General features: G+C 41.3%; 18 protein-coding genes. All 18 read right to left on the bottom strand.

Annotation, left to right across the window (positions count from 1 at the left end; genetic code table 11):
- Positions 1-173 precede the first annotated feature (173 nt).
- Complete coding sequence (locus tag ACJ7Z2_RS09825) at positions 174-515, bottom strand: hypothetical protein (RefSeq protein WP_249763881.1); 342 nt, start codon at positions 513-515, stop codon at positions 174-176.
- A 62-nt stretch (positions 516-577) separates the two neighbouring features.
- Entirely contained in the window at positions 578-6,169 is a 5,592-nt protein-coding gene (locus tag ACJ7Z2_RS09820) for a phage tail protein (RefSeq protein WP_409500163.1), read from the bottom strand.
- 71 nt (positions 6,170-6,240) lie between these two features.
- Positions 6,241-6,753 carry a tail assembly protein gene (locus tag ACJ7Z2_RS09815; protein WP_409501137.1) on the bottom strand — a complete coding sequence of 171 codons (513 nt, stop codon included), beginning with the start codon at positions 6,751-6,753 and terminating at the stop codon, positions 6,241-6,243.
- A gap of 17 nt (positions 6,754-6,770) precedes the next feature.
- On the bottom strand, positions 6,771-7,544 hold the full coding sequence (locus tag ACJ7Z2_RS09810; protein WP_409500162.1) for a C40 family peptidase: 774 nt from the start codon (positions 7,542-7,544) through the stop codon (positions 6,771-6,773).
- Between the two features lies 1 nt (position 7,545).
- Positions 7,546-8,277: a phage minor tail protein L gene (locus ACJ7Z2_RS09805; protein ID WP_409500161.1), complete on the bottom strand. Its 732-nt coding sequence runs from the start codon at positions 8,275-8,277 to the stop codon at positions 7,546-7,548.
- The gene (locus ACJ7Z2_RS09800; protein WP_134916756.1) at positions 8,277-8,612 is read right to left on the bottom strand and encodes a phage tail protein; all 336 of its coding nucleotides are present in this window, start codon (positions 8,610-8,612) and stop codon (positions 8,277-8,279) included. The genes ACJ7Z2_RS09805 and ACJ7Z2_RS09800 overlap by 1 nt, the downstream gene beginning before the upstream one ends.
- 9 nt (positions 8,613-8,621) lie before the next feature.
- Positions 8,622-12,047, bottom strand: a complete 3,426-nt coding sequence (locus ACJ7Z2_RS09795; protein WP_409500160.1) for a tape measure protein — start codon at positions 12,045-12,047, stop codon at positions 8,622-8,624.
- Between the two features lie 53 nt (positions 12,048-12,100).
- Entirely contained in the window at positions 12,101-12,337 is a 237-nt protein-coding gene (locus tag ACJ7Z2_RS09790; RefSeq protein WP_172459171.1) for a hypothetical protein, read from the bottom strand.
- A gap of 70 nt (positions 12,338-12,407) precedes the next feature.
- Positions 12,408-12,638, bottom strand: coding sequence for a DUF4035 domain-containing protein (locus ACJ7Z2_RS09785; RefSeq protein ID WP_032844570.1), 231 nt, complete (start codon positions 12,636-12,638; stop codon positions 12,408-12,410).
- Positions 12,639-12,682: 44 nt separating this feature from the next.
- Positions 12,683-13,099 carry a hypothetical protein gene (locus tag ACJ7Z2_RS09780; protein WP_006252745.1) on the bottom strand — a complete coding sequence of 139 codons (417 nt, stop codon included), beginning with the start codon at positions 13,097-13,099 and terminating at the stop codon, positions 12,683-12,685.
- Positions 13,100-13,156: 57 nt separating this feature from the next.
- Positions 13,157-13,813, bottom strand: coding sequence for a hypothetical protein (locus ACJ7Z2_RS09775; RefSeq protein ID WP_006252746.1), 657 nt, complete (start codon positions 13,811-13,813; stop codon positions 13,157-13,159).
- A 4-nt stretch (positions 13,814-13,817) separates the two neighbouring features.
- Entirely contained in the window at positions 13,818-14,162 is a 345-nt protein-coding gene (locus ACJ7Z2_RS09770; RefSeq protein WP_032844558.1) for a DUF3168 domain-containing protein, read from the bottom strand.
- A complete protein-coding gene (locus tag ACJ7Z2_RS09765; protein WP_409500159.1) occupies positions 14,159-14,635 on the bottom strand; it encodes an HK97-gp10 family putative phage morphogenesis protein in 477 nt (158 codons plus the stop codon). The genes ACJ7Z2_RS09770 and ACJ7Z2_RS09765 overlap by 4 nt, the downstream gene beginning before the upstream one ends.
- Positions 14,616-14,951 (bottom strand): phage head closure protein, encoded by a 336-nt coding sequence (locus ACJ7Z2_RS09760; RefSeq protein WP_134916750.1) that lies wholly within the window; start codon positions 14,949-14,951, stop codon positions 14,616-14,618. Before ACJ7Z2_RS09760 ends, ACJ7Z2_RS09765 begins: the two co-directional genes overlap by 20 nt.
- A 41-nt stretch (positions 14,952-14,992) precedes the next feature.
- Positions 14,993-15,313, bottom strand: a complete 321-nt coding sequence (locus tag ACJ7Z2_RS09755; RefSeq protein WP_249763887.1) for a head-tail connector protein — start codon at positions 15,311-15,313, stop codon at positions 14,993-14,995.
- Between the two features lie 52 nt (positions 15,314-15,365).
- On the bottom strand, positions 15,366-16,574 hold the full coding sequence (locus tag ACJ7Z2_RS09750; protein WP_409500158.1) for a phage major capsid protein: 1,209 nt from the start codon (positions 16,572-16,574) through the stop codon (positions 15,366-15,368).
- Positions 16,575-16,640: 66 nt separating this feature from the next.
- On the bottom strand, positions 16,641-17,240 hold the full coding sequence (locus ACJ7Z2_RS09745; RefSeq protein ID WP_006251697.1) for an HK97 family phage prohead protease: 600 nt from the start codon (positions 17,238-17,240) through the stop codon (positions 16,641-16,643).
- The gene (locus tag ACJ7Z2_RS09740) at positions 17,233-18,450 is read right to left on the bottom strand and encodes a phage portal protein (RefSeq protein WP_409500157.1); all 1,218 of its coding nucleotides are present in this window, start codon (positions 18,448-18,450) and stop codon (positions 17,233-17,235) included. Before ACJ7Z2_RS09740 ends, ACJ7Z2_RS09745 begins: the two co-directional genes overlap by 8 nt.
- Positions 18,451-18,557: the final 107 nt, after the last annotated feature.

Below are 18,557 nucleotides of genomic sequence, written 5' to 3'. Positions count from 1 at the left end.
TATAAACAAAGACTTATAGAGCAATCCCAATCTAAAGTACTGTGTATATTTGCATCTTTTTGGTATAAATTGGTGTAATTTAGTCACAAATTAGTCACAAAATCAATCTCCCTCAATTCTATTTTTCTCTTCCTAAATTTTCAGGGGCATTTTCAGCCCCATACAGTAATGTTTTATTTAGTTTCTATCATTTCTTTAACCTTACCTCCAGCAAACATATATGGGTTTACATAACCGCTATAGGTCTCAGGTACAAAATCTTCTGGCTGTGCTTTGACTAATTCAGATAAAGCCCACTCGTACGGTATTTGATCCCACGATGGAACAGCCGAAATAGTGAAGGTATTTACCGATAGCGATTCCTTACCCTCATCTTTTTTCTGTTTGGATACATACGAAGCCATTGTGATAAAAGTACTATTATTCACATAGTCCACTTGTAAGCCTGTTACCACGTGATGATTTGATAATGCACCTGTACGTTGGCATTCTGTTTGTTTTTCGATGAATTTCATAATGTTTTCCTTTTTTGTATTGGTAATAAAAAAGCCCAAGTATTTCTACTTGAGCCATTGAGCTATGCGACTAATGCAACTAAAGAGTTTTGACCACTTAGTGCTGTTGAATTGTTTGCAGTTATCTTAATTACGACGCTTTTGCCGGTAATTTGTTTATAGCCAGAAATACTCCCTGATACAGGGACTTTAAGCCAAAATGATGACGTTACAGTTGTTGTTGGGGTAGTTCCTTCAGCAAACCCCGCCGCCGTGCCACTAACACGCCCTGAGGCTCTACCCCGAGCTGTACCGCTTGCTTGCCCTGATAAAGATCCTGATGCTGTCCCTGATACGTGCCCATTAACAGTTCCGCCATTAACAAAACCCGATACACTACCTGATACCATTCCACTAGCTTGCCCATTAACAGAACCCGATACACTACCTGATAAATCCCCACTTACCTCTCCTGAAACAGAGACTGATACACTACCTCGTATTGTCGTTGGTGGAATAGTTCCTGAAGCGATTATCTGCTCTTTAATACCGCTAACACTAGATTCCGCAACTTTCGACCCATCAATGTAGATTGCAACGGTACTTGTTTCTCCGCTATTAGCTTTAAAACTAATTGAAGGAACTACGACAGTTCGAGATGACACTTCACTCGCTGGTACAGTTCCTTCAAATCCATTACCATTTTTGGTAAGAATTACTGCTTTTACAATATCCCCAAGAATAGTTGAGCCACTAATTACACCACCTTCGATTCTCCCACCTTTGACAGTAGCACCAGTGACCGTTCCACCGCTAATATTTGTGCCTGAAATATTACTACCTTTGATTGTAGTACCATTGATTGTGTTACCTGTAATTGTACCACCTGTGATATTTGGTGAAGAAAGTGTTTGATTTGCCTTAATATGTTCCCCTCGGATTGTATCGGCAATAATACTTCCACCGTGGACTTGAGTAACACCGGCGTTTTGCCATGCTGACGGCTGTGTTGCGTGAGGGGTACATTCCTCAAGCATTGGACGAGCAACGAAAAGCATTGCGTTGCTAGCCCCCGCTGCTGTTAATTTGTATCCCATAATATACAAATCAACTCGGTTAGCATTTTCAGGCACAGTAAATTTGACAAATAAACGGCTAGTGTTTCCGATATTACCTCTCATACTACCGCTTGCTAAGTCTGAAACATAGTTACCTACATAACGATTATCAGCAGTGCGGCAATCTACATATAGACGAGCAGCAAGCCTATGACCAGAGACATAGGCAGAGAAGATGTAAGTTTGACCTGCAATAACTGATACACCAGTTTGACCTAGCCATACTGCTTTAGCATTTATTGGTAATGCACTATTTGTGGTATCAACTGTATATTGAGCTAAATTTTCATTTGGTAAATACACTTGTTGATCTACCCAGCTATGATTAGCAGTTACATTATCTGCAATACTCCTAACATTACCATAAACGTTTTTACCCCAACCGTAAGGCACTCCATTTGTAGGATTAGCAAAGATCGGATTTTGTAATAAGTTACCACCTAGACCACTACTCAATTTATCATTAGTAACTGTACCTGCAACAACCAAATCACCACGAATGCCAACTTGACCATTTGCCACACTAAATACAGGTCTCACATTTCCATCATTCGCATTAGCAACAATGCCAAATTTATCCGCCATTACAATGACAGATGATTCAGTTGTTACACCGTCAGATGTTGCCCCCATTGCAATACCTGCAATAGCAGTTCTACCACCAGCAATAGTCTGTGCTTTGACTGTGTGAGTTGCAGATAATTTACCATTTACACCTGCAACCGCATTACTCACCTGTGAAATTTGTGCTTTATTGCTATTCACGGATGCTGTTACACTGTCAATGCGAGAACTTAAAGCTGAATCAGAATTAGCTAGAGTTTGCTGAATGGTATCAATTTTGGCTGACACAGCACTCACAGAGTTTTTTACATCTGCCTTCCAAATTGCTTGTAACGAACTTTGAGCAAGACTTGCTACCTCTGTTTTACTCGCTTTGGTTGATTGGATAGCCGTAATATTGCTTTCCGCATCACTCATTCTTGCTGTCAAGCCTGTGAGCTGCTGTGATTGAGCTAAATCTGCACTTGCTTGAGCTTGTTTGTAGGTGGTTAAATCAGCAGATACAGCACTCACACTGCTTTCCACATCTTCAGGGGCAGGTGTCCAGTCTGTAGCAATATTGCCTTTCTCCAGTTTGATATTCTTCAACCAAACTTCAGCACCTGCAGTAAAACAACCTAAAACAGCTAGCCAATACTTATGTGTTTTATCAGATGTAGATAAATCTTCAATCTCAATCTGAGCTGAAAATTTATTCCACTCAGTACCAATCTCCCTAACCCATATTGATTTGTTATTGTTTTCACCATTATTAAAATATTGCCGTACCGCAAACCAAATGCGGTCATTATCAATATTGCTCTTAGCCATAAAGCTAATTGTATATGTGCCAGACTCTAACCGGTTCAGCGATTCTGATGATAATCTCTGACTTATTGAACTTTCTCGGCTAAATTGATGCCACTCTGAAACTTTATTGGTTTTTGAGTTAAAGTACAAACAACCATCAATAATAGTACCGTTGCCATTTAAAGCGGTTTCATTAGCGTGTTGAGCAAACTCCCAACCGGAAGAGAAATCTTTGGTGTATCCTAAATAATTTCGCCCACCCATACTTAAATTATCCAGCTTCGCATTTAAGTTTTGGCTAACCTCACTAATGCTTTGGGTATTAGTTGCTACCGTACGTTGAATAGTTGCAATATTGCTTTCCGCATCACTCATTCTTGCTGTTAATGCTTCACGGGCTTGAGCTTCAGCTTTATCGCCGTTTGCCCGTGCTGTTTTTTCCTCTTCCAAGCCTGATAGGGCATTATTAGCTTTTGCGGTGACGGCAGAAATGAGTTGTGCTTGTTGAACATCAACATTTTGTAATTGTGTAACAGCATTCCCTCGAGTCGCTGCTTCTGCTTGAATTCTTTTCGTTAAATTTACACTTTCTGCTTGAATTGCTTTGGTACGATTATTAGCCTCGTCCTGAATGGCTTTAGCTCTAGCTTGAGATTCCGCTATGATTTGTGAAACAGCATTAGCGACAGCTGATTGTCTTAATCCTGCTTCACTAGCAACAGCGGTATCAATATCTTGCTGTAATGAAGCAATCAAATCTGCTCCCAACTGGCTACGAGTAATTTGACCTTCAAGTACATTTAACAAAGTGTCAGGATTATGATCTGCTTCGCCAAATACGCCTTCTGTAAATTGCCCTTTATTCCCTGCTTTATCGCCACAACGAACAAAGAAATAATAACTTTCGTTTAAATCAATGCCGTTGAGAATATGGCTATTTTGCGGATACGGTAATGTCGCAATTTTTTTCGCATTGCGGATATTATTATCCACGCTACGCCAAATTTCGGTGTAATTACCTACGGTTGCCGTTTTTGGTAGATCCCAGTCTAATTGAATAGAGAAATAAAGTGATTTTGTGGTTAAACGGTTGATCGTAAGATTGATTTCAAACGCACGAGTAACAGGATCAGATAATTGACCATTAGCATTTTTAGAGCGAATTTCTGCAACATAACTACCATCCGGTAAATCATCAAAAGTAAGCTCGGTGGTTTCCAAATCTAAATAGGTTTGGTAAAGAACGCCATTGCGATATAGGCGAACTTCATATTTTACAATGCTATTAGATGATGGCATTTCCCACGTTAATTTCACACCGTTTTCGTTAATGCTTGCTTCCGCATTTGCTACTTTCTGAGCACCACCGGTATGAGCTGTTGTCACAACAGGAATGAAACTCGCACTACCATCAACAATCGACTCTTTTTGCGGTTCGTGTTGGAGAGCGGTAATGGTATAACTGCCGTCGTCATTTTCTGTAATACCAATCGCTCTATAAAGCTGAGTAGAAACGGTTGGTGTTTTTAGTACCCAATCATCCATTGGCTCAAGCCCTGTTGGAACTGTTGCCAATGTAACTACGGCTTTATTTTTGCTATCTACGCTAGAAATTGCCACTTTTACGACTTTCATTTCATCGTTGAGGTAGCTCAAATAGCTATTACCTGAAATTTCAATCGGCTGATCAAGCGTAACCACTTTACCATTAACCGCAACAACACGACCGCCAAGCGTTTTACCGGCGTAATCGTTATCAGCGACTTCGATAATATCCCCAGGTAAATGCAATAGACCTTGACGACCAACACTAAATGTAATGGTACATTGTTCTAGTAGCGAAGTGGCTAAAACCCATTTGCCCCAACGGTGAGCTTGCCCACGGCTTGTTGTGGCGTAAGCGGTCATTTTCTTGACGTTGTAGCCGTAACGCTCGATCATTAAATCATCAGCGACATATTCCACCGCCTTTTGATACATATTGCGTTCGTCGGCATATTCGACTTCTGCAGCAGTATAGATAGATTTCATTGCTGCATACTGGCGAGAAAATTTACCGTCGATTACGTTTGCTTGGCTATAAGTACAAACGGGATCGGTTGTACGGTCTTGAATCGCAGTGAATTGCGTACCATTCCATACGGCAATCGCACGAAATACTGATGCCATATCAGAAAGTACTTCATAGGCAGAACGTTGATCAGTCAGCCATAAGTTAGCAGTCATTCGTGGTTCTTTGCCACCGTAGCCGTCATCAACCAATTCATCACAGTATTTCGCAATTTGGTAGAGTTGGAATTTATCCAAACCATAATCGCCCACACGCTTACCTAATCCAGCTAAAGGGTCAGTTACTAAATCGTAAAACACCCAAGCAGGGTTATTTGTCCAGGCTTGTTTCCAATCACCTTTCCAGAGTGCTGTCGAGTATGTGCGAGTTTCAGGATCGTAAGTGCTTGGCACTTTAACCAAACGCCCATAAAGCAAAAAATTTACATTTGGGAAATTTGGGTTGTAGCGTGAATCAGTTTTAATGCCTACTAATGCCATATTGGGATAGGACAATTTGGTATCAATGATTTCGGTGTAACTAACCCAGTTTGTCGCATTTTGTAGGCGTTGGCTTTTAGAATCTGTTGTTGTGCGTTCGACAGTAATGGTAAATGGACGCTCAGGTAAATCATCAACAATGTAGCTTCGGTAAAAGCGAGATGATGATTTTCCTTGAATTTCATATGTCGCACGAGGCAAGCCGTTAATTAAAATACGGAACCAAACCGATGTGCCATTAGTATCGCCCTGATCGTTTTGTTCATAGAGAGCATTTACGCCCAAAGTTACACGTAAACGAGTAACATCAGGATCGGTAACGGTTCGAGTAATTGGGGTGGTGTATTTTACTTCGGTGCTAACCGATACTTCACGCTCCGACATTTCAAAGCCTTGTAATGGGAGTTGATCTTGTGTGCCTAACGTAAATGACACTTCGGTATTTTTAAAGTTAAAACTGGCTTCATCGTTATCATCAACGCCATTTTCGTTTTGAATTGGTGTATTATCAAAAAAAGTGGATTTCCACTTGTTTACAGGGCCTTTAATTGGACCTAGTGAAATCAAACCAATCGCACGTAATCGCTGTGCTGATTTTAGGCTATCAGGTGCTTCGTGTGGTGTGCGTGCTGAACCTTGTTTTTTACCGCCCATACATACCTCTTAAAAACAGAAAACCGCCTGTAAACAATGCTTACAAGCGGTCAAATTTATTCAGAATTTTGCTAATTATTTAATGCTTCAATATCATCAAAGGTTTCAATCCCTTGTGAAATTAATACAAGGCTTGTCATCATTTTGCCATAAAGCAATGGGATTGGTCTGCCTTGCGGGGTTAAGTTACGGATATTACTAAATGATGTACTTTGCTTTTTCTCGCTTTCGCTAGCACCTGTGCTCATTTCAGGTGTTCGAGTTAAAAGGGAAATCGCCCCTGACATCGCAAGTGAAGCACCCATAGCACCAGCCATCATTGCAGCACCTGCCGACCAGCCTAACGGATTCCACCAAGCCACAGCAATCAGAACAACACCAACCACCGCTTGAATAATACCTGCGGCTTTACCAGCTCCGGCGATCACAGGTGTGAAATGAATGGAAGAATTGTCATCAAGAGCAATCATCGGGTTAGTTTGTAGCTGATCATTGTTTAAGTAATTCTTACCAATCCGCACCTTGTAATAGCCATTGCGTAAATGTTCACGTAAGCCTTGAATTTGCGTAAGTAGCCCACTCATTAATTCACGGAAGTCACTTACTTCAAGCTCGAACGGCTGATCGCTAAATCGTTTAAGATCGCCATAAAATGTAATTTTTGCCATTGTGAATGTCTCCAAATTGAATGTGTGGATTTAAGCCAAAAGCCGTCATAAGGTACTCGTGCTGATAATCGCCCTTCACTGTGATGAATCATCATCTGGTTACCAAGATAAACACCAGCGTGATTGCCTACCTCTGCCCCTACCTGAATTAAAATGACATCACCAAGCTGAGGTTCTTCATCAAAAGGAATTTTTTCAAATCCGCAACGAACCAAGCCCTCTTCATATAAATTAGAATGCTCAAACCATTCAAATTCGTAAGTAGATTGTTCGGGTAATTCAATACCAGCCAACATATAACAATCAAGAATGATATTACGGCAGTCCTGTTTATTGTTTTCAAATTGACGACCAATCAGCGGTTCAATAGGACGGAACTGTTTAATATCGTTATCTACTACCAGCCAAAAATCTAATTGTGTACGAACTTGGCATCGACGATCTGCTATTGATAAGTATGGCAAGCCTTTTTCCAGCACTGAATCAGGGTGAGAATGGACGAGAGCTATAATCTCTCCGAGTTCTGATGTCATAACCCATTCTTCATAATCAATCTCAAAAAAATGTTCAGGATCATCAGCTATATTTGGGCAAGGGTAGAACACTAATTCTCCTTGCTCTAAAACAACAAAACCGCAAGACTCTTGCGGTTCACATTGTTTGGCGTGATCTAGAATTTCTTTTTTTAATCGGTCATCAATTTGCATTTTAATTTCCGTATTGTGTAGTACTAGGGAAACCGCCAAAGGGTAACACTGCATTTTCGCCAAAACGCAGTTTACAGCCACGAATGCAATGTGAGCATTTATCTTTTTTACGGTCAGATGTCGGTTTATCAAATTCATCAGCAACTGGCCCGCCAGTGTAACCGCATTGAGCGGAGCGATATTGCCAAATACACACATCAGAAGTAATCATTAGTAGCGGAATTTTGGCGTTATCGGTTTCTGCCGGCGAAGCCAGTTCAAAGGTCGCTTGTTCATCATCAAGGCTTTTAAGTTGCTCAATAATGAAGTAACTTACTGCTTCTTGTGTCGGATCAGCTTTATTATTTTTGTTACCGGTAAAATTACGAGCATCAAGGAATTGAGCGTACACCAAGCGGCGAGTGACTTTACCGCCCACGCCTTGCCCAAAGTTGGCAGCAATGCCGGTAATAATGCCGTACAGGTTGGAAACTGTAAGCGTGGGGCGTGAGCTTGGTCCTTGTCCGCTAATTTCAAAACCATCGGCTTTAATCGGGTAGGCTTGATATTCGTTACCTTGCCACCAAATATTCGCACGGCTTTGACTTACACCATTATGGAATCGATATAGTTCACCGCTATCGCCATTGCTGTTGGCAATATGGCGTAAATCAATTTCCCATAGTTCAATCAACGCCCCTTGTTCCAATTTGGGCAATTCTTGAGCCATTTTTGACGGTAGATCTTTTGGCATTACACCACCTCTTCAAATTCACAAGTAAATATTGTGTGTGTTTTCCCCACTTGTCGAGGAAATTTAGTACATACAACCTTTACTAACTCGCCACCAAGAGCTATATCTTTAAAATAAAAGGCACGAACTCCGCTATGTTCTTTCATAAAGTTACGGAATTGTGCCGATTCTTTGTTTTTTATTTTGTAGGTTACGGAATACTTACGTAGCAGAGTATTAATTCCATCTTCCATTCGTTGCTGATAGCCGTTACCATACTTCAGCACTTTTCGTCGTGGTTCTTCTTCCACTGTGTAACCGGGTTGCGGACACCACGACAGCGTTTTTAATGCCATATTTACCACCTATGAGAGCAAACCACCTGGGCGACGTTGCTTTTTCAATACTTCAAGCACATTAGCCTGAATAGCCATAGCGAGTTCTTTTCCTTGTGCAGCTTTTTGCTCCATTGTAACTTCCTCATTTCCATTGCTATCAATGTTGATCGTAATAGATACTTCATTGCTTTGGGCATTGTTACTATTAAACAAACCATCATAATTACCTGACTTGCCACCGACGTGACCACCATTCGCAAATTTAGGTAAACGACGTTGATTAAGGGCATTAAGAAATCCGACACCATAATGATCGACCGTGCGAGAGGTCATCACAAATTCGTTATTGGATAATCGAGCAAGAATTGAATCGCTTGTACCTGTCCCAGGTCCTTGAACGTGGCCTCCTTTCGCAAAGGCAACACTTGTAATTTGAGAAATGACATTTGCTCCAGCAGCTGCAACTGCTGCCATATTCGCAAATTTCTGTGCTGGAGTAAGTGCAGTTGTATCAGCCATAGCCTGAGCAATAGCCTGTGATAGTTTCACACTAGCTTCGGCAATAGCAAAGGCTTTTGATACGGCAAACATTGCCTTATAAGCGGCTGACTGTTTACCGGCCGACTGTTCAACAGTTGATGTAAGAACATCAAATGCACCACCAAGATCATTAAGTCCTGTCGCATACTCGGACATTTCTTTTTGCCAGCGTTCATTTTCGTAACGCGAAATAATTTGCTGTTTACGTTTCTGAAACTCCTCTTCAGTCATCAATTTCTGATCATAAAATGCTTGAAGTTGGGCTAATTCTCGGGCTTGTTGATTTTTCAAGTCCTGCTCAGAATCATACATTCCACGCACTTGATCTATCGGGCTAATAGCTTGTTGAGATTTATTTTGAGCATAATCAAATTTGAGTTGTTGCTCTGCTATTTGATATTCACTCTCTGTCAGATGACCTGCTTTACGTAATTCCTGAATAGCAGACAATTCATCTTTTAAATTTGCGGAAAGTAGTTTTTCAGGAGCATATTTACCTGCTAACTCTAAACGTTCTTTCGCAAAACGCTGTGTAATGGCTGTTTTAGCTGTTTCATACTCAGTATGAGAAACCACTCCTTTTTTCATATGCTCTTCAAGTCGTTGAAACATTCGTGTTTCTTCGAGATTGATTTCATTTAACGTTGAACCGCTTTTCTTGCGTAAATCATCATAAAATGAAAGCCAATTATCGCGAGCATTTTCGCCACCACTTTTCTTGGCTTTTTTCTCTTTTTTGGGCTTAGTTACTTTAGCTCTTTCCCTTAACTCAGTTTTAATGGTCTGAATTTGAGTCTCATTTTTGAACATTCCTTGTAGCATAGCTTTGCCGTCAAGGATTTTTTTCAATGTTTCCTGCGAAAGCCCAATGGCTTTATCTGCCGCATTAGCTGCAGTAATTGTACCTGTGGCAATGCCGATTAAAACCTCATTATATTTAGCTCCTTCAACACCCAATAATTCATAAAGTCCAGCAAGTACATAGGCTGATTCTGCTTGCCCTTGTTGTTCCAGTTTAGCGACTTCCAATTTTTGAGCTAAAGTAACTGATCTCTCTTGCAATTTTTTCATTGCATCATCAAGATTAAGTGTTTCCCCTGCAGCTTTTTCGGCACTATCACCAATATCATTTAGCGTTGAGGGAATGCCTGCTAAAATCCATTCCGTTTCGCTTGCATCAATACCTAAGAGTTTAAATTTATCCCTAACATCATCAAGACTTTTTCCGCTTGATAACATTGCCCGGGCCAATGCCTCAAGTTGGTTTTCAAGCACAGAGAAATCAATGTTGGCATTTTCTTTCAACAGCTCAATTTGATCGCTTAGTTCGGCAATCTCTTTTTTTACGCTATCAGGAATTGGTAAGCCTGTTGTAAACCAGTTAGCTTCTAAGACTGATATATCAGATTGAAGTTGTTGAATTTGGTTTTTGTAGTTTTCTAATTCTTCCTGTTGTTGGGTAATTTTGAGCGAGATAGCGGCAGCACTTAACCCATCATAGCTTTCTTTTAAACGTTCGTTTGCCCCTGCTGTATCTAGGGCTTTTTGGCGAGCTTGATCTGCTTGACTGCTAAAATACATTAACGCACTTGCTGCAATCATAATCACACCAGCGGGGCCACCAAGTAATGCCATTGCACTCTGTAACCCTCTAGCCGCTGTACTGGCTAAAGTGTTTGCTGCTGCTAAATTGCGTTTGGCTGTTGCCTCTGCTTCCGCCAAAGCAATAATTTGAGCTGCTTGCACTTTCATTTGCTCACGTAAAGCGTAGCGAGTTTTTTCTGATTGAGCTAGCTGAAGCTGTGCGGCAAGACTTGCCATTTCCACTTGTGCAGCAGTCCGCATTGCTGTTGCTTTGGCTAAAATAGCTTGAGCTTCACGAGTATGAGCGATTGCATTTTTCGCACTGTTGTAACCTGTTTGTAAGAGTGTCGCCGAATACTTACTGATATGCCCGATTGCTAATGCTCCAATAAGAGCTCCAGCAACTTTGATCATACTTTCAAGATTTTCAGATACAAAATCAACTCCTTCTGCCAGTTTTTGAGTAACACCGTATGTTGAATCAACCTGTCCAACGAATTGGATCATTGATGTTTCAAGGTTGGTAAAGGACATTGAAAGTGTTTTTACACGCTTTTCAAAATCCGTATCAACGGTATCTTTCGCTTTTTGGAGAGCTTCAATCACTTTCGAGATTTGGAGCTCGCCATTCTTCCCCATATCCTTTAATGCACCAACGCTCACACCTAAACCATCTGCAATAGCTTGTGCTAATGCTGGAGTTTGCTCCATAACAGAATTGAGTTCAGCACCACGTAATTCACCGCTTGCCATTGCCTGACCAAACTGCATTAAAGCAGCTTCTGCAGAAGCAGAACTTGCCCCAGACATTGCAACTGCTTTTGATACTGTTTCTGTCAATTCAGCAACTTGTTTTTGGCTAATTTTGAGAGTATCAGCATTTTTCGCAAATCGTTGGTAAACTTCTGAAGTTGCTCCAACAGCTTGATTTGTGCGTAACGATATATCAAATACCGTATTAGTTGCAGCGACCATTTCATTTTGGCTATCAGTTACTAAACGCATACGGTTTTGCAATTCTGTATAGCTATCCGCATATTTCAATGTTTGTGAGGCTGCAGATACCAAATTGTTTCCTGCCCAGTTGGCAATACTTGAAAATAAGCTGATATTTGCTGTTTTATTAATTGAGGTAGCTGCACGTTCAATATTATTTAAATATTGGGTTGTACGTTCGGAGAATTGTCTTGCTTTGTTTTGTGCGGCAGATAAATTTACTTGAAATTCTCTTGAAAATTTTTGTGATTGATAAGCAGATTTGTTTAGCCCTTGCTGAAATTGGACTGTTTCCAAACTCAAGCTGATATTTAAGTTACCAAGAGAAGCCATATTCCCCCCAATAAAAAAGCCCGCAAATGCGGGCTTCTTTGAAAAATTTAGTTTTATTTAATAATGACGTAGTTTACACGGGCTTTTTCTTTTTCAGCCTTTTCTAAGTCATCATAGTGTCTGTTAGTTTGAATAATAGCCTGGACTAAGCGAACAACAAACACAATGGCAAACATACCAAAAAATGTGAGAATATAGGCAAAATCAACAGCAAATAGAAGAAATACTGCACCTAATGCTATCAGCATTATAAAAAAGAATTTTGCCCAAAACTGGATAAAATCACGCATATGCCAATTCTCCTACTTGTTACTAATACTTTGATTATATTGTCTAGTTTTACGCCATGCAATAACTATTTTATCGATTAGCCAGATAAGCCACTGAACCATCATCTTCATCATTTTCAGCACTCTTCTTTTCAGAAAAGAAGGGCATTAAATCGCTAATGGTTGTGGCTTTTTGTTTCGGATCTCGATGAATTGCCGCTAACAGATGTGAAATCTGTGCTGTACGGTAATCTTCTCTCCATAGTCCAAAAGGTTGTTCTTCATAAAATAACATATATTCTTGGAAATGCGATTCAGGCATTTCTTCGATTTCTGCTAATGTTTTACCCAACGCAAGACTGAGTATTAGTTGGAACTTGCGTCGGGTTGTGAGTTTTTTGGTTCTTCTACCATTAATGCACGGCTTAACTCTTCTGATACGGATTTATCTAGGCGGGATAACGCTTCTAAATCGTCCATATTTTCAAAATCAAACAAATTATTACCATCTGCATCACATAAACGTAGAGCAAGGTTTCTGGCTAAGCGATACGGATCGTAAACTTTGCTGAGCTGTTTTACTAACTCTTCAGGATCATCATAGTTTAATTCAATGCCTTGAGCTTCTGCTAGCTCACACATTACTTTTTGCTGGCCATATAAGCTACGGTTCATATCGCCAACATTAAATTCACGAATAAAGTATTCGGAATTACCAATTTTGATTTTCTTCAGTTTTGGCTTATTTTCTGCTAATAATGATTCACGAGTGCCAATAGTCATTTTTCATCCTCATCAAATTAACAAGACCGCTATACAAGCGGTCTATTTCGGGCAAAATTATGCAATTACAGGTAAATGATAATCACGTTTTGATTTTTTAATCGTAACGCCTGATTCAAATTTACCTTTTACTTCACCGCTCCAGTTCGGGCTGGTTTGAATGAAACCTGTGCCATATAAAGAACCTTGTTTGTTTTTTAATACCATCATCCAAGGGAACGTTTCTTTTGCGAAGAATTTCTTGCGAAGATCTGACTGCATTGCCGTAGCCGGCGCATAAAAGAATGTAAGTTTAATTGAACCATATTCAATTTCACCTGCTTCGGTTTCTGTTCCTTCCGAACACATTGTCGTCACATCTTCTTCGCCTAATGTATCGCCATCGCCTTCAATGTTTTTGATCGCACAGAAGTTTGATGACCATTTCACAACTGCTACTTTTGCTGCTGCGAAATCCGTTGGTCTATCTTGTGATGTCCAATCTACCTCATCAGCAAATGTTAAGACATCTGAAGCAACAGACTTAACAGGATAAAAGCCATCAAGTGAACCTAAGCCGGTGATTTTGACAAAATCGCCTACTTTAGCACCGTGACCAGCGGCGGTAATTGTTGCATTAGGTGTTACCGTACAAGCAGTAATGGCTTTTTCTTGGGTTAAGCCAGTACCAATATAAAATTTTGTTCCCTGAAATGGGGTGGTTTGTGTTGCCATATGGTTATTCTCCGTAAGCAATTTGATAAGTCATCACCCGACGATGTAGTTTAGTGTCGGGTTCGTAATCGCTGAAATCATTCACACGCTCAGCAAAATCAAAGTTTTCTGTTAGGGCAGTAAAAATTGGTTTACGCAAAGCGAAGATGTCATCAGGATTGGGGCTGTAAATGTCAATCTGTACTGTAAAATCATCAAGATCGCCATCTTCTAAAGCAGAATTTGGTGTAATAGTTGGGAATTGATAGACAATTACAGGATATTCCCGATTAGTTTCAGGAATCACTTCATAAAAACAACGCCCTGAAACCAGTGATTTCAGGGCAGAGTAGAGTTCATTTTGAATCAAGAAGCCTCCTTGTGAATTTCGGTGCGGAGCGTATCGGTAATAGCTTTCGCCGCTTGCTGTTTGCTTTGTTCAAAAGCCGGTCGCATAAATGGCTTTGCTCCCATTTTGCTTGTGCCGAACTCTACAAACCGCCAGTAATACGGATCGTTAGGATTGTAAGCCCCACCTCTTCCGCTTTTCCCTTTGAAACGGCTAATTTGTTTGTCGGTCAATTTCTTAACCCAAACGATTGTTTCTGTTTTACCGTTTTTAATTTTGGTTCGGGCGGTAATCGCTTTTTTCAATGTGCCTTTTTTACGATGTGGTACGTTTTCTTGCAATACAGGAGCTTTGGCTCGGGCGGTATTTCGCACTATCGCACCACCTTGTCGCATCGCTTTGACTGCAATCCGATTTGAGGCTTTTTTGCCTAACGATTGCATTTTTTGACCAAGCTCTTTTAAGCCTTCAATCTTAACGTTGAGCATTGCCATTGGTTAGTTCCTTACAATGCAGTAATAGACTTCGATCAAGTTCCCGCCAGTTTTGGATTGCCACAATCTCAAATAGGCGGTTACCAAATTTCACTCGCATTGTGTGATCAAGGTTCGGCAAGTAACGTAGCCAAATTTGCATCGTAGCCTCACTGTGAATTTGGTTTGCCGAGTTAAGTTCTCGCCCCGAAATCGGTTTAACTTCCGCCCAAGCGGTGTGTAAATCGTGCCATTCGGCAACGACTGCACCATATTCGCTTGGGCGGTTGCGTTGCGTTTGGATAATAATCCGATGACGAAGTTTGCCGATGTTCATACCTTTCCTTATGTAAATTTTTCGGAAAATTTGACCGCTTGTTAGAGCGTGATGAATTTATAGGGTTGAATAATAATCTCGACTGTTGGCGGAATGGCAAAATTCGGTGAGTTATTCGCTTCATTCCAGCCGCTTCGGTTTTCGTACAAGTATGCCGTGAGCATTAATACCGCCATTTTGAGATCTGCCGTCAGAAGCAAGGCATTTGCCGGTGGTTCTTCGGGTAGTTCATCAAAAAGTTGGCGATTAGTCAGATTTTCTACCGTTTTTCGGGCTGAAAGCAGGTAGCCATTGAGCAAATCATCTTCCAGCTCGTGTTCGATACGGCATTGTTGTTTGACTTCTTCTAGGGTAATGTTCATTGCTTTACCTTATAGAAACAGGGAGAATAGTCTTTCTCCCTGCGTAGAGCGATTAGCCTTTACCGGCTAATGATTTTATTGCTGCGGTATCTTCAAGCACACAGTCGAAACGGTGGAATGCCAAGAAACCGACCTGATCAAACTCTGCGTAGCGTTCCACTAAACGGCGTAATGTCATACCCGAGACCCGTCGGATAATAAAACGACTAAAATCACCGAAGTAAGCAAATTTCGCACCGGCAGCAATGTCTGCGATGCCTTGGTCGATAACATATTGCTGACCTAAAATAGTTGCCGGTGCAACACCTGCAATATCAGGCAACCATAATGGGCGTTTTTGACCGTCCACCATTTCTTTTAATGCCTTCAATGTGTTGTCGTTAAACGCAAGACGAGTCGTGTCTAAATTTCGATATGCTGGATCAACTGAGTGAATTAAAGCATTTAAATCTGTCCACGCTACCGCAGTTGCAGCTGCTGCTTGAGTTACACCGGTCACGGCAGCCTGTAAACCTTTCGGTTGTGCCGGTGTACCTAAACCTGTGCCTTGGATTAGATATTTTGCTTCCGCACGACCGATACGTTGAGCGATGCGGCTTGCTAAAAACGCTTCAATATCCACACCGGAATCTTGTAGTAATTCATTCGATACACGGATAATTTTGGAAGAAAGTTTTTTCGCACCCAATTCAGCAGAACCAAATTCCACATCTTGTTCGGTCGCAGCTACGTTTTCACCGATTAATTCACCTTCTTCTGCTGTGCCGTCTGCGGTTGCCCACATAATCGGATGACCATCTGCCGTATTAAGAATTTGAGCTACGCTTGCAATACCGCCATAGGCTTTCATTTTTTCTACAATACGAGCCTGCATTTCTTTTGGCACGGTGTAACCACCTTTGTTATCAGTACCCGCTGCCTGAGCTCGAAGTTCAGCCATTACCTGCTTTTCTTCTTGAGTTAATTCGCTTAAGCCACGGCGTAAGAAGGAATCAAATACTTGTGAGCGTTTTGCTTCTACATCTAACACAGGATCTTTAACTTGCTCTTCACGTTTTTCTTCCACAAAGAGTGCATCGGTTGAACGTAACGATTCTTCACGCTCAATTTGTGCCTCTACCCCGACAAGTTCGTGTTTCATCGAATCCCACTTGGTGCGTTGTTCATCCGTCCACGTTTTTTCTCCGATTTCGTCATTTAATTGACGCATTTGTACCGCAATATTGCGGCGTTTTTCTTGTAGCTCGTGTAATTTAGCCATTTTGGTTTCCTCTTAAATGAAAAAAGCCACAAGAATGTGGCTCGTATTGATAAAAATTGTGTTGGTTTAAGCACTGATTAGGCTTAAAAACCGCTCTCGTGCGGCTTTTTGTGAAACGGCTTTTGCGATTGCTCCTGAATTTCTTGCTTCTTTCCACGCTTCAAGGGAGCGTGCCGTGCTGCTGGCTTCTTGGTAAGCCGGATAAGTTACCGGACTGACATCATACAGACGTGAAATTTTGTGGATTTCCCGAATAATGACACCATCTTCATTTTCGTACCAATCATCACCGTTACGAGCGATACGAAACGCAAAGGACGATTGAGTAATGTCGCCACGTTTTAGAGGGGCGATCACTAAATCACGAATGGTTGGCGTATCAGGGGCGATGATGTCATATTTTAAGCCTGTTTCATCAACAGAAAGGCTTAATGTACCGGCTTTACTGCGACCTAGAATAAAATTCGGATCGTGATTGAATAAACCTCTTACATCGTCTTCAAGGACATCATCAAAGGCTCCTGGCATAATGATTTCACGGAAACCCCACATTACTTCCGACTTTGAGTTGAATACCGAGCCGTAGCCGATAATGTGCGTTGGTTCATTTTCTCGGTTTTCAGCTCGTACTTCGCCAGCGTAGGAGCGTTTTTCAATATCACTCATTGCTGTTCTCCTGTTGTTGATTGTGTTGAGATTGTTGGGCTGCATTCACGCTGACTAACATTTCGTCTAAGCCCTCAACTGGGTTCATATCTTCCAGTTGTCGAGCTTCGTTGCGAGACATCCAGCCATCGGTAATAGCATTGTGGTAGAAAGTGGCTCGCTCAGCTGCTGTGCCACGCATAATGCCGGCAAGGTTAAATTTGACGAAGTAGCCTGCTTTGCGTTCTGCTTCGGTAAAGATTTTGCGATTTAGCTCTTGTTCCCAATTTACTACCCACGGCATTACGCTATAGCGGATAAATTGAATGGTTTGCTCGGAAATGTTGGAGAAAGTGGCTTTTTCCAAGTCGTTAATCATATGAGCCGGTACATTGAAAATACCGGCAATTTCTGAGCGGTTGAGTTTCATCATTGACAGTAGTTCGGTATCAACCGGCGATACAGTCAGGGCTTTATAATCAAGTTCTGCCGGGAGTAAAATGGTTTTGTTTTCTTCGCTACGGAGTTTATTTTGAGCCTCTTGCCACATTGACTTAAAATTAGCCCAAGAACTGCTATTGATAGGTGTTTTTACCGATAAAATCCCTGCCGGTCGTGCGTTGCCGCCAAAAAATCCGCTGGCAAATTTGCGAGCATCTAGCCCTAGACCAATGGTTTCAGCGTGGGTTTGAATAACGGATTTGCCGGTTTTGATCGATGGCCCAAGTGATTTAATGTGAATCATATCATCGGGCGAAATGCTCAATGTTTTGTCGTCATCATAATAGCCGTAAACGTAACGACCGCCATTTTTCAGTAGCTGAACTTTCCACGGTTCAAGTGATTCGAGAGACTGCACCGTGCCATTTTTATTCCGCACAATGTGAATGTACGCATTACCATACAGTAACACCGCACTTTGAGCATACTCACGCAATTTATATGAGGTTTGCCAAAAATTCGGGCTGTCGTGCAGTAAGTAATAAGTTGAGTGATCTCGAACGGTTTCTACTTTATCGCCGCTTTTGCGTTTAACGTGGAGCGGTAATTGAGCAATAGAGCTGGAAAGAACATATACGCAAGCATAAACCGCTGCGAGTTTCATCGCTAAATCAGGACTGACTGCTTTTGTTGGTTGTGTGCCGAATAATTCTTCGTAGGCGTTCTCTGCATTTAATGGGACGGCTGGATTTTCCAGTGAGCGAGTGGTAAAAAGTTTGTCAAAAATCACCGCTTACCTCCGGCACTTATAAGGGCATAGATCAATAAGAGTGTTCCACCAGCCATACAAGCAATAGCCTCTCCATATTGGAGATACACGCCATAACAAAGTATTAA

Source organism: Mannheimia glucosida, assembly GCF_046267875.1.
Taxonomy (GTDB): domain Bacteria; phylum Pseudomonadota; class Gammaproteobacteria; order Enterobacterales; family Pasteurellaceae; genus Mannheimia; species Mannheimia glucosida.
This window is presented reverse-complemented; position numbering and strand designations above follow the sequence as displayed.

Bases quoted from the DNA above. Each gene is read 5' to 3' on its own strand.
- ACJ7Z2_RS09795 (WP_409500160.1), bottom strand. From the start codon at position 12,047: ATGGCTTCTCTTGGTAACTTAAATATCAGCTTGAGTTTGGAAACAGTC.
- ACJ7Z2_RS09815 (WP_409501137.1), bottom strand. From the start codon at position 6,753: ATGAGTGGGCTACTTACGCAAATTCAAGGCTTACGTGAACATTTACGC.
- ACJ7Z2_RS09765 (WP_409500159.1), bottom strand. From the start codon at position 14,635: ATGGCAATGCTCAACGTTAAGATTGAAGGCTTAAAAGAGCTTGGTCAA.
- ACJ7Z2_RS09800 (WP_134916756.1), bottom strand. From the start codon at position 8,612: ATGGCATTAAAAACGCTGTCGTGGTGTCCGCAACCCGGTTACACAGTG.
- ACJ7Z2_RS09745 (WP_006251697.1), bottom strand. From the start codon at position 17,240: ATGAGTGATATTGAAAAACGCTCCTACGCTGGCGAAGTACGAGCTGAA.
- ACJ7Z2_RS09820 (WP_409500163.1), bottom strand. From the start codon at position 6,169: ATGGGCGGTAAAAAACAAGGTTCAGCACGCACACCACACGAAGCACCT.
- ACJ7Z2_RS09785 (WP_032844570.1), bottom strand. From the start codon at position 12,638: ATGCCTGAATCGCATTTCCAAGAATATATGTTATTTTATGAAGAACAA.
- ACJ7Z2_RS09790 (WP_172459171.1), bottom strand. From the start codon at position 12,337: ATGCGTGATTTTATCCAGTTTTGGGCAAAATTCTTTTTTATAATGCTG.
- ACJ7Z2_RS09780 (WP_006252745.1), bottom strand. From the start codon at position 13,099: ATGACTATTGGCACTCGTGAATCATTATTAGCAGAAAATAAGCCAAAA.
- ACJ7Z2_RS09760 (WP_134916750.1), bottom strand. From the start codon at position 14,951: ATGAACATCGGCAAACTTCGTCATCGGATTATTATCCAAACGCAACGC.
- ACJ7Z2_RS09755 (WP_249763887.1), bottom strand. From the start codon at position 15,313: ATGAACATTACCCTAGAAGAAGTCAAACAACAATGCCGTATCGAACAC.
- ACJ7Z2_RS09825 (WP_249763881.1), bottom strand. From the start codon at position 515: ATGAAATTCATCGAAAAACAAACAGAATGCCAACGTACAGGTGCATTA.
- ACJ7Z2_RS09805 (WP_409500161.1), bottom strand. From the start codon at position 8,277: ATGCCAAAAGATCTACCGTCAAAAATGGCTCAAGAATTGCCCAAATTG.
- ACJ7Z2_RS09810 (WP_409500162.1), bottom strand. From the start codon at position 7,544: ATGCAAATTGATGACCGATTAAAAAAAGAAATTCTAGATCACGCCAAA.
- ACJ7Z2_RS09750 (WP_409500158.1), bottom strand. From the start codon at position 16,574: ATGGCTAAATTACACGAGCTACAAGAAAAACGCCGCAATATTGCGGTA.
- ACJ7Z2_RS09775 (WP_006252746.1), bottom strand. From the start codon at position 13,813: ATGGCAACACAAACCACCCCATTTCAGGGAACAAAATTTTATATTGGT.